This is a genomic window from Anaerosporobacter sp., assembly GCF_965301125.1.
Window position 1 is genome coordinate 3609 of sequence record NZ_CBDLAM010000055.1, and the last position, 17230, is coordinate 20838.

12 protein-coding genes and 2 pseudogenes are annotated in these 17230 nt (G+C 30.6%); all 14 read right to left on the bottom strand.

All coding sequences use genetic code 11. The features are described from left to right. Positions 1–913 (bottom strand): annotated as a pseudogene (locus ACW2QF_RS08135) (indolepyruvate ferredoxin oxidoreductase subunit alpha); the annotation flags it as partial. A 118-nt stretch (positions 914–1031) separates the two neighbouring features. Beyond that, positions 1032–2456, bottom strand: coding sequence for a 4-alpha-glucanotransferase (gene malQ / locus ACW2QF_RS08140; RefSeq protein ID WP_455715503.1), 1425 nt, complete (start codon positions 2454–2456; stop codon positions 1032–1034). Between the two features lie 45 nt (positions 2457–2501). Beyond that, positions 2502–3542, bottom strand: coding sequence for a hypothetical protein (locus ACW2QF_RS08145; protein ID WP_455715504.1), 1041 nt, complete (start codon positions 3540–3542; stop codon positions 2502–2504). Positions 3543–3566: 24 nt separating this feature from the next. Continuing rightward, complete coding sequence (gene mtnK, locus ACW2QF_RS08150) at positions 3567–4799, bottom strand: S-methyl-5-thioribose kinase (protein ID WP_455715505.1); 1233 nt, start codon at positions 4797–4799, stop codon at positions 3567–3569. 1 nt (position 4800) lies between these two features. Continuing rightward, complete coding sequence (locus ACW2QF_RS08155; RefSeq protein WP_455715506.1) at positions 4801–10428, bottom strand: SDR family NAD(P)-dependent oxidoreductase; 5628 nt, start codon at positions 10426–10428, stop codon at positions 4801–4803. A gap of 23 nt (positions 10429–10451) precedes the next feature. Further along, positions 10452–11720 carry an ACP S-malonyltransferase gene (gene fabD / locus ACW2QF_RS08160; protein ID WP_455715507.1) on the bottom strand — a complete coding sequence of 423 codons (1269 nt, stop codon included), beginning with the start codon at positions 11718–11720 and terminating at the stop codon, positions 10452–10454. A gap of 18 nt (positions 11721–11738) precedes the next feature. Continuing rightward, positions 11739–14102, bottom strand: a complete 2364-nt coding sequence (locus ACW2QF_RS08165; RefSeq protein WP_455715508.1) for a non-ribosomal peptide synthetase — start codon at positions 14100–14102, stop codon at positions 11739–11741. Positions 14103–14143: 41 nt separating this feature from the next. Next, the gene (locus ACW2QF_RS08170; RefSeq protein WP_455715509.1) at positions 14144–14398 is read right to left on the bottom strand and encodes a phosphopantetheine-binding protein; all 255 of its coding nucleotides are present in this window, start codon (positions 14396–14398) and stop codon (positions 14144–14146) included. Beyond that, positions 14376–15350, bottom strand: coding sequence for a hypothetical protein (locus ACW2QF_RS08175; protein WP_455715510.1), 975 nt, complete (start codon positions 15348–15350; stop codon positions 14376–14378). Before ACW2QF_RS08175 ends, ACW2QF_RS08170 begins: the two co-directional genes overlap by 23 nt. Positions 15351–15363: 13 nt before the next feature. After that, a complete protein-coding gene (locus ACW2QF_RS08180; RefSeq protein ID WP_455715511.1) occupies positions 15364–16056 on the bottom strand; it encodes a hypothetical protein in 693 nt (230 codons plus the stop codon). 32 nt (positions 16057–16088) lie between these two features. Beyond that, positions 16089–16349 (bottom strand): hypothetical protein, encoded by a 261-nt coding sequence (locus ACW2QF_RS08185; RefSeq protein WP_455715512.1) that lies wholly within the window; start codon positions 16347–16349, stop codon positions 16089–16091. A gap of 29 nt (positions 16350–16378) precedes the next feature. Further along, positions 16379–16597: a hypothetical protein gene (locus tag ACW2QF_RS08190; RefSeq protein ID WP_455715513.1), complete on the bottom strand. Its 219-nt coding sequence runs from the start codon at positions 16595–16597 to the stop codon at positions 16379–16381. Between the two features lie 24 nt (positions 16598–16621). Then, positions 16622–17008, bottom strand: coding sequence for a hypothetical protein (locus ACW2QF_RS08195; protein ID WP_455715514.1), 387 nt, complete (start codon positions 17006–17008; stop codon positions 16622–16624). A gap of 24 nt (positions 17009–17032) precedes the next feature. Next, a pseudogene (locus ACW2QF_RS08200) lies at positions 17033–17230 on the bottom strand (acetate kinase); the annotation flags it as partial.

Sequence of the window (17230 nt, forward strand, 5' to 3'; positions counted from 1 at the left end):
TTCTATTCTCAGCTACTTTATGTGGGACTCTGAGTCCAATATTCCTAACCATTTCCTCAATAAATGGTTCTAATTCTTCAATTACATATACTTTTTGAACACTATTAGCAAAATCTAATATCTGCTCTCTATTTAGCGGATATACAATACCTAATTTTAGTACTGAGGCATCTGGAAAAACTTCTTTTACATATTCATAACATATTCCACTTGTTATAATACCAACATCCTGGCTATTTATTTCAAACTCATTAAGACCATATGATGTTAACGTATTACTCAAAGTTAATATATTATTTATATTTTTCCGGTGACTTCTTCTCGCAAATACTGGAAGCATAACATTTTTTTCAATGTCCTTTTTGTATTCTTTATCTTGAATTCTTACTTGTTCATTTAAGAGAACCACACTTCTTGAATGTGAAGTTCTAGTTGTCATTCGAATAATAACAGGCGTATCATATTTTTCACTTATATCATAGGCAATTTTTGTATATTCCTTTGCTTCTTGTGAATCTGCTGGCTCTAATACAGGAATATTTGCTGCTTTTGCCAATAATCTTGTATCCTGTTCATTTTGTGATGAATGCATTCCTGGATCATCAGCTACTACAATTACCATTCCTCCCAATATACCCGTATATGCAGATGTAAACATTGGATCAGCAGCAACATTTAATCCTACACATTTCATTGAAACTAAAGAACGTACACCTGATATAGATGCACCCAAAGCAACTTCATATGCGACTTTTTCATTAACTGACCATTCTGTGTATATTCCTTCATATGTAGATAAATATTCACTTATCTCAGTGCTTGGTGTACCTGGATAAGCAGCTGATACTTTTACACCTGCTTCAAATGCGCCTCTCGCAATAGCTTCATTTCCAAGCATTAATCTTCTTTCCATGTCATTCTTCTTTCTACCAAATTATTTTTTGCCATCAAAAAGTGTACACTTTTGTGTTATTACTATTTTTTGTTCAATCTTATATACAATAAAGTTTACTTCAAAATATTTACTAAATTTAGCGTTTATTTTTTTCTGTAATATCTTTCAGTTTTAATACTGTTTTCTCTGCGATAGAATTCTCATCAAACAAATAGTGCCAATTTCCAATTGCACTTCCAGGAACATTCATTCTATATTCTGAATCTAGCATAAGTAAATCTTGAATTTGGAATATTACATATTTCGCTTTAGAAGCTGATACTGTTTCTATTATATTCCATGCTTCTTGAACTAAATGTTCATGATCCTTTATTTGGTTATTATCTTTTTTGATCCACCCTAACAATGTATCCGTATCATGAGTACCTGTATAATATGTATAATTATCGTCCTTAAATATTTTCTGATCGAACTTGCATTGCAACACTTTAATTCCCATAAACTGAAATTGATTGCGAATTCTTATTATATCATCAGTTATGATTCCCATATCTTCTACAATAAAATCTTCCTTATTAAAGTGCTTTAAAATCTCAAAAAAGAAATCTTCGCCTGGACCTTTTTCCCAACAACCTATTTCAGCTTCATTGACTCCCGCCGGTATCGCCCAAAACTCTACAAATCCACGAAAATGATCTAACCGGATAAAATCACATCTAGTTTTAATCATTTTTAATCGCTCTATCCACCAATAATAGCTATTCTCTTTATGCTTTTCCCACCTGTATAAACAAGTATTCCATAATTGTCCTGTACTACTAAAATTATCTGGAGGACTACCAGAGATAAATGTAGAATTTCCCTGTGAATCTAACAAAAATAAGTCTGGATTCTTCCATACATCAACTGAATCGTGGGATAGATAAATTGGTACATCCCCAATAATTTTTATACCATTATTATTAGCATATTTCTTTAAAGCAGACCATTGTTGGTCAAATATAAACTGTAGAAATTTCTGATATAACACTTTTTCTGACACATCAATATTATATTTACTTTGCAAAGATTGTATATTGTTTACAGGCCACTGCTCCCAACCTATTGAAAAGTACTCTTGTAACACAACATAACTAGAATAATCCTCTAACCAATATTGATTCCTTAAACAAAAGTCCAAAAAAGAATCTAATAAGAACATTTTATTTTCCGTAAACCTCTGAAAAGACTTATGAAATACAACATTCTTTAACTGTTTAGATTGTTCAAACGATAATACCTGTCCATTAAATAACCCATTCACATACTCTTGTTTTACATAACCATCTAATATTAATAATTCTACGCTAATCAAATATATATTTCCTGCAAAAGCTGAACTCGATTGATAGGGGCAATCCGATTCATTAACTGGTCCTAATGGAAGTACTTGCCATAGATTTTGTCCTGCTTGTCTCAAAAAATCCACGTACCTATATGCATATAATCCAATATCACCATATCCATATTGAGTGGAAAAAGAAGATGGGTGTAATAAAACACCGCTTTTTTTTTGACTCATATCACCACTTTACCTCACAATTCATTATCTCCAATGAAGGAATAATTATATTTTTAATACATTTAACAAATGTTTCAACACTTTATTTTCATGCTTTTTTAAACTATTTATATCACTTATAGTGCGCTCAATTAACATATAATCTGGTTTAATATTATATTTCAAAATTCGATTACGAACTTCTAACCATTTTCGTTCAATCTCCAAGTATTCATCCAATATAGCAAAATCCTTATACCTTTTAACATATCCTTTTTCGATAAAAAATTGGATTCTTAATCTCATCAGCACTTTATGTTGATAAAAATAATGAAATGTACGATAATCCAATTTGATATTCTCAATACGTGAAAGATCTTGAAGATATTGAATCATAATATCACAGGTATTTATCCCAAATACAACCTCATCCTTCTTGTCAAGTTCCACCAATATACTTTTAACTATTGTATTCTTAGAATTCAGATAATCTCTTATTCCTTGAATGCAAAATTCCATATCAAAAGGTATATCCCGAGCTGTATATTGTAGAATGATAATACCATCAAAAAAGTCTCTCTTCACTGTATCATCCATACTATCATAAGCCATAATAAAATCTTTAAAACAAACTTTTTTCATACCATATTTTCCATATTCAAAGAAATCAGCAACATATAGAATTTTTTCATCCCTGTCATATCCATATACAAAAATATCGTGCATTTGGTTATTTTCAAAATTTTTATACTGAGGTATGAACGATGTATTTATATTTAAATAAACGTAATGTCCCATATTTATTATGTCTATAATTGCCTCCACAATGGTTTTCCATTTTTTGTCAACTATTGACGTACACATCTCAAATTCTTTGATAAAAGGGCAAAATCGATAAGAACTAAAATACAAAAAATCTGCTCCATAATTAAGTCTAAAATTTCTTTGCATCCAAATATTTGTGAAATTTTGCAATATCCAAGGCTGGGTTTCTTTAAAGTTACCTAATATGGCTAGCTTATTTGTTACATATGGATTTGTTGTGATAGCAGGTTCAACTAGGGGAAGACATTTTTTTTTCATTGATTTATCATCTATTGTTTCCACGTATACTTCCTTCTTTCTTTAAAATCAAAAGAAATCTAGCATTAATTGATTTCCAATGAGTTCTTTGATATCAATCCCAGAATGAATACTTTTTCGTTCTAATATCATTTTTATTGATATTTCCAGTAGGCATTTCTCTATATCAGCACGTACTTTATCATCGCTAAGACTGGATAGTTCTTCTACTTTAGCTAATCCTACTGCTCTTCTGATACATTCAATTCCAGCATAACCTACAGTATCTTGTATGATTTTTTCTATGTATTTTTCTTTAAACCCTGGCGTTTTAGCCATTACTTCTCTAGTATACGAATCCATTAATTTAAGAAATTTAGTACGAAATAGATCAATAATATCTCCAATCGAATTATATATCCAGATTATGTTTGTCTTCTTATCTAACAAGCAGTATTTCTGAAGAATGGTTAGGCGGCATAACTGTATAAGAAAATGAGCACATATATTCCCGATGTCATATCCCATTGGTCCAAAAAAAGTGAATTCTGGGTCAAATACACAAATACCTTGTGAGTGAATAAATACTGATCCTGTATGTAAATCTCCATGCAATAATGCTTGTTGATTGGTCATAAACCTAAACTTCAAATCAGCCACTTCAAGCTGTAGTTCCTCATTGTCATAAATCATTTCTTTTAAATATTGTTGATTATTCGTTAAACTATTCTGTTGCTTTCCATTATAATATGGATCTGTAAATACAAGTTCCTCCGTAAGATTACACAAATCTACATTTGTATATGTTGCTGCCATTTTCTTTTTCTCACTATGATTCAAATACAAATCCGATAGAAAAAATAAAGTTCTAGCAAGAAATGTAGAAATCTGTTCTGCAAAATTGGGATATATCATAAATTTCATCAAAGCTTCTCTTAACACGGTATAATCTTTCATATATTCCATAATGATTGTACACATAGTTTCATCATAGTAATAAATTCGGGGTACATAACCTGGAACAATCTGACCATATATTTTTAAAATAGCAGCTTCCCGTTTCCCTCTTTCAAGTTCTAACTTCATTTCCTTTGAAATTCTAGCTTCTAATCCAGCCTGCTTTACAATAAAAGCTTGTTTAGTGTCAACATCCATCACCAAAAATACATAGTTGATATTTCCATTTCCTATTTCTGTAACCTTAATTGGACTTTCTTTTTTTAATATTCTGCACTTTTCTTTGACATATAATCCAATCTCCTCTTCATTCATTAAAAAATAATGACTATATCTATTTTCCATATCATTTTCTCCAATTACTTATCCAATTGTATTCTGATTTGTAAATGTCATCTAATATACTTTCTATTTGAGATACATCCATTTCATCATAGTTGTTCAATAACTGATAACGAAGTAATTCTTTTCTAACAAGTAACCAATCATTAACTATATGTTGTAATTCTCTAGCGAATATATTTTCTTCACCATATAGTTTTTTTACATTATATAAATCAATTTGCCTTCTGCTAATACAACTTCCCAACACTACAACTATTGATTCAATTGTTTTCTCAAGCAAATCCTTATTTTTAATAAACTCTTTTATCCTCTGTATAAGCTGACCTAATTGCTTTATGCTATCTTCGAACTTTTCTATGTAATTCAGATTAAGTTTTCTATATGTATTCTGTGCCTCACTTAATTCCATATGATTATAATTCTCTTGAGCTTCATCTAACATAAATTCATAGAATCCAGGAATATTTTTTTCTGGTTGATAATTTATTAAATAACCTTCATATGAATCTGTTACATCTTTAAATGTTAGCTTACGAAATTTATAATTCATAACCTCTTTAAAGGAATGTTCAATTGCATAAAATTCTTGCTTTTCTTCATTAAAATCCACTAAAAGAAGTGCATGAAGCCAATGCTCTTTCTGATAAGTATCTATTCGCATTGAATCATAAAAACAGTCAATCATTAAAATCACTGGATGTCTTTTCTTAAGAGCAGTTTTAATATCCTCCAATGCAAAATCTACATCATTGATTTCATGGACCGAAATGTCGCCCATATATTGTTCCATATCTTTTACGGCATATAAATCAATATCATTTAGAATCCAATCCCGTTTTCTATGACTAACATGTTGTTTAATTGATACATCCAGCCCAATGTATTGAAGTAAATCCATTACTTTTACATCGCTTGCTCGTTGCAACTCATTTTCTTCAAAAGGGTCCTCCTGATTGTAAGAATACACATGTACTATACCTGAAATTAAGGGAAAAAGATTACTATGTACTATTGAAATAACTGGAATCAACGCATTATAGAAACAACTAATATAAAAAATATCATTAAATGGTACAATTATATCTTTCAAATTTTTCTTTTCTACTACTGCTTCTACAACCGTTCCTTCCTCATTTTCATTTTGAAGATGTGACGCTAATAATTTTACGGAATTGTATTCAAATAAATCATTTATAGACAAAGAAAATCCCGCCTTTTCTAACTCCATCTCAACTTTAACTGAAATAATTGAATTCAATCCCATCTCTACAAATTCCTCAAATATGTTGATCTTATCTATTTGCAAAACTTCTCCAACTATTTCCCCTAGTTTTTGTTCTATACTACTATAGCTATCATTTTCTTCTCTTCCTTCTAATATGATACTATCATTCATTATTTTTTCTGATTTTTCCGAATACTTTGAGTTTTGTACTGTATATTCAGGTAATATATCAAATAAGTTGGTGCTATTCTCTACATATTCATTTACGTTAAATTTTCCTACAATAACACTGGTTACTTCCCTCTCTAAAATTTTTCCTAACGAAGTAAATCCATTTTGTGTTGTTATAGGCTCAACAATTTGTTTCTCTAAATTAACACCATACTGCACTGCCATGCCTGTTTCAGACCATGCTGGCCAGTTAATAGAATAATATTTTCTTCCTTTTTTTCGCCCATACGCTGCAAAACCATCCATATATCCATTTGCAGCAGCATAATCAACCTGTCCTGCTTCTGCAACAATGGATGAAATAGAAGAAAAAAACACAGCAAAATCAATTCTATACTTATCATACAGTTGATCTATATTCCAGGTACCTTTTATTTTAGGAAGTAAAACTTGGTCTATTTCTTCTTCTGTCTTGTTTTTAATAAATCTGTCTCCTGCTACACCTGCTAGATGAAATATTCCATTAATCTGCCCATATTTATTACTTACTTTTTCAAATAAATCATCTAAAAAGTCTAGATTAGATACATCACCATTTTCTAATATTATCTCAGATCCTGTTTCCTTAATATCCTCAATCAGCTTTTTAATTTGTAAATTTGATTCTGTATTACGAAGGCCTTTTCTTCCTACTAAAACAAAACGTACTTGTTGCTTACTGGCAATGTATTTTACACACGCTAAGCCTAGTGCCCCCATACCCCCAGTGATTATATAGGTATGTCCTTTTTCAATACTAATATTACTTTTATTTAACATATCAAGTCGATATTGTGTTAAACATCTTGTATATTTTTTACCATTTCGAAATGCACTTAAAAACATCTCCCCCATATTATCTATTTCATTAAGATTTAATATTGACGGCTCAATTTGTTCATCTAAATCAATACAATAACAGTTGATTTTTGGCATTTCAAAACGTATACCATTCACATAGCTATAAACAGCTGCATACTCTGGTATTACAATCTCTTTATCATTAATCTGGACTCCACAATATCCCATCACTATTAATTCCATTCGAGCTGAGAGTTTACTTTTATTCAATGCAAAAATAAAATTTTGAAATTGATAAAGACTATTTGCTAAACGATATTCTATATTATTCTGCTCCTCTGATTGATAAAACTGAGGTAATAAATACAAAACTTTATGGTTCTTACTTAAATCAAACATATTGAGTACACGTGTAAATTCTACTTCTGTTTTTGGCATATTATATAAAGTGCATCCTGCCTTTTCATAATATTGAGCTATTTCCTGATTCTTTTTCCCTTTTCCTACAAATACAATACAATTCTCAACGTTCATAGGAGAATATATTTTTTTTAATTTTTCCTTCCATATAAAATGATGAAACAACGTTTGATCAGTAAAATTTTTAGTTAATTCAAGAGTATTTACTTTACGAATCATATAATCATCAATTATGGTAAGTACATTACCTGAATCGTCCATTATTATCACATCAAAAAGAGCAAACTCTTCTTTTTTCTTTTTTTCCTTTACATAAGTATAAATCTCTCTTGAAAAATGTTCTTTAATCCTTATTCCTTTGTATGAGTATGGTAGGTATAAGCCATTTCCAATGCATCGAATTAATAAGTTAGCTGCTTCGTCAAGTAAAGCGGGATGCATTCCGAATTGTTTAGCTTCTATCTGAAATTCACTTTTTAAACTTAATTTTGCTAATACTTCATGTTCACCTATCCATATCACCTTATGATTATCCCATCTAGCTCCTGTTTCAATTTTTTCATTTTCCTCATAAGGTATTTCTTCTAACTCTCCTTTATGCATATTCCCTTTTATTAGTTCTAAATCTAATCTTTGTTGATGATTCTGATAAATGATTTCTGCTTGACCTTCCGTATGAACCACCCATTCATTATCATTATCCTTCTTGCTAGCAATTGTGAATGAAATAGCATCTCCACTTGTATTGATAATAGTATGTACCTTTGCACTCTCTTCTTCTGATAAAATAAGTGGCCTTAAGAAGAATACATTATTCAGTTGAATCTCCTTTGGTTGATAAAAAGTATACAGTACATATCGAATCATTTCTAAATATGTAGTACCTGGAACTACATATTTACCAGCCACCTTATGGTCACTTAAAATCCAGTCTTCTTTTGGACTAAAATGACTCTCATAAGTAATTCTATCAAATGACTTAGCTAAGCAAGATTTAAAAAGTGGATAAGACATAGAGTTATTTTTAATGGTTTTATCTTCTATATTTGCTGCTTGTTCTATCCAAAAACTATTTCGTGCATATGGATAGGTCGGAAGACTTACTTTCTGATAGTATCTATTTGTATATAATGCTTCCCACATAACTTCCGCTCCACTACAATAATGAATACATACATCCCTTAACCAATCTATATCAATCTCGTTTTTACTATTTATCATAGCTTTTATCTGTTCGTTTACTTTGGTCGATAACTGATTTCTTTCCCATTCTGTTATCTCACTACCAATTTGCTTTTTCTGCTCACTGTTGATAATATGATGTTCCCCGTAGAAAACATCATATTCTATATAATTGGATAAACCATTTAATAAAACCATATCAATTTTCCGAAACAAATCATCCATGTCTTGAAATATCATTGCCAATTTGAATTCATACTGTCCTCTTCCGGTATTTAATGTATAGCATACATCATCTATGGAATTATCCCTATGCTTTCTTATATGCGCTCCTATTTGCCATATTATTTTCAATAAAGCTTCTTGTGTTTTTGCTGAAAACGTCGCTACTCTAATTGAAGCCTTATCGCATACTATTTCTCTCTTTACAGGACTCTCTTCTAAAACAATATGACAATTTGTTCCGCTTAATCCAAATGCACTTACACCACCTCTTCTCGGATAGTATTCTGCTATCCATGGGCGTAAACTATCATTTACGTAAAGTGAAGATTCTTCAAAATCTATTTTCTGGTTCGGAAATTTAAAATGAATGGATGGTGGTAGAACTTTATATTTTAAGGACAAAACTAATTTGATTAAAGAAGCCATTCCTGCAGCACAGTCTAAATGCCCAATATTAGTTTTTACAGAGCCAATTCCACAAAATTGCTGTTTTGTGGTATAACATCGAAATGCATTATTCATACCTGTAATTTCAATTGGATCCCCTAGCCGTGTTCCCGTACCATGTGCCTCTATATAAGATATTGTTTTTGGATCAATATTTGCATTTTTCCAAGCTTGTATAATAACTTTTTCTTGCGCAAGAGGATTTGGAGAAGTTAGATTAACAGATCTACCATCTTGGTTAATTGCACTGCCTTTTATTATCGCATAGATCTGATCTCTATCTTTAACAGCCGCTTTTAAAGGTTTTAACAGAATTGCTGCAACACCTTCTCCTGCACCTGTTCCATTTGAATCATTATCAAAAGCTCGTGTTCTTCCTTCTTTAGAAGTAATTCCGATTTCCACTTCTTTCTTACCAATCTTTACAAGAGGTAATAAATCAAGCTTTATTGAACCAGCTATCGCCATATTACATTGGCCATTTAGAATAGAATCACATGCTGTTTTAACTGCCACTAGAGAAGATGAACAGGCTGTGTCAATGAGCATACTAGGTCCCTTCAAATTTAATATATATGAAATCCTACTAGCAACAATTGAATTTAAATTACCCGCAACTGCTAATACCTCCATATCTTTGTTTAATTCATCAATATATTCCTTGTAACTTACGCCAAAATCTGTACTATAGCCCAAAAAAACCCCTGTGTTTGAGTCTATAATCTTTTTTCCACCATATCCAGCATCCTCAATGGCAGACCAAGCAATTTGTAAGAATTCTCTCTGCTGTGGGCTCATAATTTTAGCTTCAATCGGAGATACATGAAAAAAATCATTATCGAATTTATCAACATCATTTAAAAATCCACCTTCATAATACTCATCATTCTCCGAATAATTTAGCGAATAATTTAATCTTTTTCTCTCTTCAGGAAATGTACGAATACAGTCAACACCATTTTTTATTGCATCCCAATATTCATCTTGGGAATCTGTTTGAGCAAATCTACAAGCAAGCCCGATAATTGCTATTTCATTTGTTGAAATATCTTGTTTCTCAATCATATCAATCTTTTGCTTAACTCTATTATTTGATAATTCTCCCAACTTAATTTCCATGGTCTCTTCTCCTCGTTAATATCTTAAAACTGGTAACTATTATGTAAATCATTAAATCTCATTGTTTCTTCATTTCCTGGAACTAATTTTTCTTTCATTACCTGACGTAACATTTCATATGCCTGCTCTACTTCATATTTACTAGGCTTCTCATTCTTTTCTTTTAATATTTTTATCCTTGCTTTTATATTTTTTAATAAAATTATATAGTCTAATTGTTCTTCACTTTGATTATAATTAGGTGTACATACAGCTATCCGCACGCATTCTTCCATAAATTTTATATCTCTATCTTGCTTTTTATTACAATGCTGATTAGAAAGATAATTCATGCCTTCTTCAAATGAATATACTCTCACTTGTGATAATCCATTTGCCAATTTTTTCAAAACCTGTCCTGGTCCCATATCGATCAAATCAAACGTATTGTTACAAAGTAAATACTTTATACACTTTACCCACTCTACTGGGCAAACAATCTGCTTAATAATATGTTCTTTAATACTTGTTTTTTCTATGTATGGCAATGCAGTTACATTAGAAATAACTGGTATTTCCAAATCGCTAATCACAATTTTATCTAAATCTTCTTTTAATCTTTGCGCTGCACTTTCCATTAGTGGATTGTGAAAAGGTCCGCTAACATTTAATTTTTTGTTCCATATATTACGCCCTCTTAGTTGATCAATCACTATTTCTACTGCATCAAATTCCCCTGAAATAACACACTGATCTATTGAATTATAATTAGCAATACTCAATTGGTATCCTTTTTTATTTATTTTAAGACATTGCTCTTTCAATAATATTGGATCACAATTACGAACAACAAGCATTGTTCCTTTTCCATTCGGAACTGCTTCCTGCATATACTTACCACGTAATTTTACCAAACCAACACCATCGCCAAATGTAATTGCTCCACCACATACTAAACTTGTAATTTCACCTAAACTATGTCCCGCTAAATACGAAGGCTTCCAACCTAGTTCCTTTTTCAAAACAAGATATGACGCAGTTTCTACAGTAAGTAAAGCTGGTTGCGTATATTCTGTTAAGTTTAATTTATGTTCTAAATCTTCAAAACAAAGTTTTTTCATATTGAAACCCAAAACATCACTTGCTTCATCGAACAAATCCCTAACATAGGGATATTGTTGATATAAACTTTTTCCCATACCTACAAACTGTGCACCTTGACCTTCAAATAATGCTGCCATATTATTTGTACTAGTATGAACAATTAACTGATTCATCTTTTCCCGTATAAGTATTACAGCCGCAATACTCATACGCCTCCTCTCTACTTGTTAATTTTCATGTTGTGTAATTAGCATATATATTAAGTCAACATACAAGGACATGAATTCTTTTACATGCTCCTCTTCTATCGTTCCTCTATCATAAATAGCCTCAATTTTCATTCCTTCATCTACATCAAAAATAGAACATGCAAATTCCATTATTTCTGGTTCTCTTATCATTTCTTGAAAGAATAAAGTCGGAATAATCATACTACTTTTGTTCATGATTTCTTCGAAATCATTCCTTCTTAATAACACGTCATATTGTATATCTCGATTTATTCTATCTTTACATAATCCAATTAGATTGTCATTATCACTAAAGTTGCATTTCATATATTCATATATTTCTAAATCTGTATGGTATAAAAGACTATATGATATGTTAGTTTCACATATCTGTTCAATAACATACATATATAGAATAGTCATAATATCATTTAATGCAACGTTGTAATATTTTTCTATATTCTGCATTATTTGTTTTTTTTCATTTGGTAAAATAACTGAGCAACTTTTCTTTCCTCTTTCCTGCATCACACTGTAGTAATCCTTTGGAAAATTTGAGAAGATATATTTTTTCTTCTTTGTTGATTTTTCAATAAATTCAGCTAACTCTTTAATACAAGGATATGAAAAAATATCTGTAATTGTAATAAGATTAGGAAATAAATTTTTTAACTCAGCATTAAGCTGACATATTAGTATTGAGTTTCCACCCAATTCAAAAAAATTATCACATATTCCAATTTTGTCTTTATTAAGTACTTTTCTACAAACATCGCTAATTATCTTTTCAATATTTGATGATGGTTCTACATACTGAACATCCATTAATGGCCTTCTTGTATCTGGCAACGGCAAAGCATTACGATCTATTTTTCCATTCGGTGTTAATGGTATTTCATCTACCTGTATATATATTCCTGGTATCATGTACTCTGGAAGATTTTCTTTTAAATATTGATTAATCTCTGAAACAAGTAAAGTTTCGTTTGATGTATAATATGCTACTAAAACTTTATCTCCATTTTCTACTTCCTTTACTGCAACAGCACAATTTTTTACTTTATTGAATTTTATAAATAAATTTTCAATTTCACCTAATTCAATTCGAAATCCTCTAACTTTAACTTGCGAATCTATTCTACCTAACAATTTAAGTTCCCCATTATTTAACCACTGAGCTACATCACCTGTTCTATAGAGTCTATCTCCCTCTATTAGTGGATGCCTGATAAAACGCTGATTCGTCAAATCATCTCTATACAAGTATCCTCTAGCCACACCGTCTCCACCTATACAAAGTTCTCCTGGTTGCCCTGGACCTACTATTTTATTTTCATCGTCCAGTATATAGATACGCGTATTAGAAATTGGATATCCAATTGTAATATGATCTGTATCTGTCAAGTCTTTAACTGTTGACCATACTGTTGTCTCAGTTGGACCATACATGTTATAAATTCTAGCTTTTGTTATGTGTTTCAAATCTTCAAGTAAAGGTTCTGGAAATGTTTCTCCGCCCAACATGATATCTGATAAGTTCCTAATATAAGGAATGTTATCTTTATCTTTTAGTAATAACTTCATGGTAGATGGTGTAGTTTGTAACATATCCATATGCTTTTCTTTCATATATTTTTGAAAATCCATTGGTTCTGCTATCACAACCTCCATTCCAACAGTTAACGGGAGAAGACTTTCTAAAACAAATATGTCAAAAGATATTGTGGTTAATGAAACAATCTTTTTTTCTGGAATAAAGGAAATTAACTTTTTCATTCCTAATATGAAATTATGTACTGATTTATGTTCTAACATAACACCTTTGGGCTTACCTGTTGATCCAGAAGTGTATATAACATATGCCAAATCTTTTGACTTATTAAGGTCCGTTAAATTTGATTTATCATATTCTTGAACATCTTGCTCCATTATTACGCAATTTCCATCAAATTCCAAAAGAGTACTCAACTCCTTTTGTGTCACTAAAATCTCAGTTTCACTATCATCTAACATATACCGAATGCGCTCTTTAGGAAATTTAGGATCTAAGGGCAAATAACAACCACCCGCTTTTAAAATTCCTAACATACCAATAAACATATAAACTGACCTAGTACACATTAAACCTACTATGGAATCTGGCTTAACACCAAATTCTCGTAACTTTCGTGCAATTTGATTTGATTTTTCATTCAATTCATTATATGTTATATATTCTTCCATACAACGAAGAGCTATTTTATCTTGATACTTTTCTACCACTTCTTCAAATAAACTATGAATTGTACGTTCCTCGTCATATATTAATGTTGTCTCATTCCATTTATCCATTACAGATTCTTTTACCAGATATGTCTCCAAAAGTCTCCCCCCCTGCCGAAAAAATAAACCTCATTCCAACTTTATTTATTTGAAATACAATCTCTTACATATTCCGTTAATTGTCTAATTGTATTATTATTCGTAAAATCCAATTTTTCATCATCAAAAACTATATCGTACTTGTCCTCGAGAAGTACAGTTACATTAATGTATGTAACTGAACTTATTCCATATTCCGAAAGATCCACATCATCTTCTAACTCTGGGGTTTGTTCAGGATAATCTTTCTTTAAAACTTCCAAAACGACTTCTCTAATTTCTGATATTAGTTCCACAAATTTTTTCCTCCTGGCTCATCAGTATTTTTCTACTCAAATTCCATTCAATTTCCATACATATCTGTAATTCTTCCATTACAATTTGTATAATGTCTTTACGAATGCTTCCCAAATAGTACATTTTCAGTAATATTAAATAAATTTGATTCCAAGTATCAAGTGATTTAATAAAGTCATTACACCAATCTCTAATTCTTAGATCTTTTAGTTCATAGAAGAAACTCTCTAACACCCTTGCAACTATAAAACGATTCTGATAACAACGACTTGCTAGGTTAGTGACACTACATAATTCTACTCGCGATGACTCATATAGTTCCTCAAAAGCAGTTACGCTACCTATAAAGGTAATAAATTCCCCATAAATTTGTTGCATTCTTTCTTCAGGTTCATTCATAATTGACTGACAAAAACCATATGGATCTATTTCTGAAATACTATATTTTTTTTCAAAAACATAGGAATTAATGTACCCTTGTCTAAAGTTATCAATTAAAAGTTCCCGATAACCTGGTTGATGAAATGGTTCATAACAGTCGATAACACCTTTATCATAATCAATTTTTAGAGGTATTATATAATGTTTCATATGTCCCAATTTAAAAGCAGGATTCCAAGGACAATAGTAAGCATCGATACACAATACTACCTCTTTATTTTGATATAACTGTCCCTCGATTTCCTTAAATGCATAAATAAAATCATCATTATTGTGAATGATATTAACTCCTAAACATTGCAAAATCTCACTAGTTTGTGAGAATATCGACCTAATTTGAAATCCTTTAATATCATTTATGTATACTTTTCTATCAATTTTCCAGTTATAACAACTTAACAAAGCAGCAGGAAATTGAAATTTCTTACTTATTACTTGACATGCTCTGCTTATACAATCCATTTTATCTTCAAGCGGTGCATCGATATTCTCAATCCTTGCTACTTTCATATTGATACCTCCATTAATTTGAAACATTAACAGCACCCATGCTATTCCTTTCAATATTAGCCAATTTAGCTGCAATAGTTTCCTCTTCATCTGCTATTTGTAAAATTAGATTTAATATATTTTGTTTTATATCTTTAGAATTACCTCTAAGTGATTGTTTCACTAAAACATAATTCAATCTTTTCCACAATATCGCAATCCCTTCCAGCTCTAGAGCACAATTTGATAATTCAATATTTTTTTCTCTTTCAGCTAGATACCGAAGTGTCTGTGCAAAATTCATTCTTTGTCCCCGTATATTTTTAAGTTCAATCATTAATGTGCAAGAATCAAAAGGCATATTTTCACTACATTCCACCGAAAGGTCAAATATTTCATCCATATCATTAGCAAAATGTCGTATTCGATCAAATGCTGTCCCATTCTTTTTTAATAAATTATACAAGGCAATATCTAATATACATTGTAACGACGGCTGTTGCTTTGGTACTTCATGTAATTCAAATATATCACATTGTCTTACCTTACCTATAATTATTTCAAAAGGTAATATTTCTTCTTTGCTACTAAAGTACGGATCAATACACGTAAAATAATTCTTTTCTTCATCTACAGAAAGAATTAAAATCACGTGATTATAGTGTATCTTTCCAAAATTAGCTGCCCATTCAAGCCAAAAAGAGTCAATATGACAAGCAACTGGCATTCCTATTTTAACTTGATTATTAACTAACTTTACTATGTCCTGAATTGATTCAATTTTTTTTTTATTGTCTTAATACCATGAAATTGTTCTAGGAACAATAAGAAATTTTTATCGTCTCTTTGAATTAATCTCGAACCAATACTATCCTTATTGCATTCTGTATCATAGTCAAATCTCCATGTACCTGCAAACATAAGTTTATAATCACAACTCAAGTATCTACATAGACTAACAATAACCGATTGATAACATTCCAAATCGTTGTCATATATCGGTAGAACTTCCACTTTCATCTCATTCTCCTTCTTGAAGTTTATTGAGCTTATGAAAACTGCATCAATGTCGCCAATGTAGTGATAATTAATAGTATAATTCCTACCACTCTTCCCATTGTCATATTTTCTTCATCGTACTCTACCCTAATTTGAAAAAGTGCCATCACTTTTTGCTGTATTTTGTAAAAATAGATTGGCTTAATTATCAATAGTAAAGCTAGACATAAAAGTAAAATTACCGAAATTACCAAAATTACATTTTCCATATGAATCATTTCTCCTTTATAATATTATATTGTTGATACCATTTCTTTCATAAAACTAATTTCTTCGTTTAATAGTGAGACATATCGATTCGATGCTTTGTCAAAATATTCAATATCGTATGTAACTGAGAATCGAAAATAAGCATTTGAAATACTGATCCATTTATGATAATACTTTTGAAATACTTTTGCATAAAAAAAATAATTTTGATTATCATCTTGTAAATATGTAAATATATTTCCTAAAAATTTCCTTGTTTGTGCGGGTCCATCAAATGCTAACCATTGTAATCGATAGTGCTTAACAATGTCTTCAATTTCGTCTCTACTCATACGATTGAAAACTGCTGCTTTATCTTCCATATTTTCAAATACCCGATTATTAATTTCTTCATCTATCTCAAGTCCCATAAATTTTAAGAGATTACAAATATTTTATCTAACATTTATTTGGTTTTCACCAATTCCACCTGTAAATACTACTATATCTATTCCACCCATTGAAACTGCATATCTAGCTATAAATTGAGCTATTGTTTTTTGGAATAAATCAATAGCTATTCTTGCTCTTGGGTGATTTTCTTCATATGAAGCAAGTTCTATTTGTCTGAAATCTGGATCTAACCCTGTTAT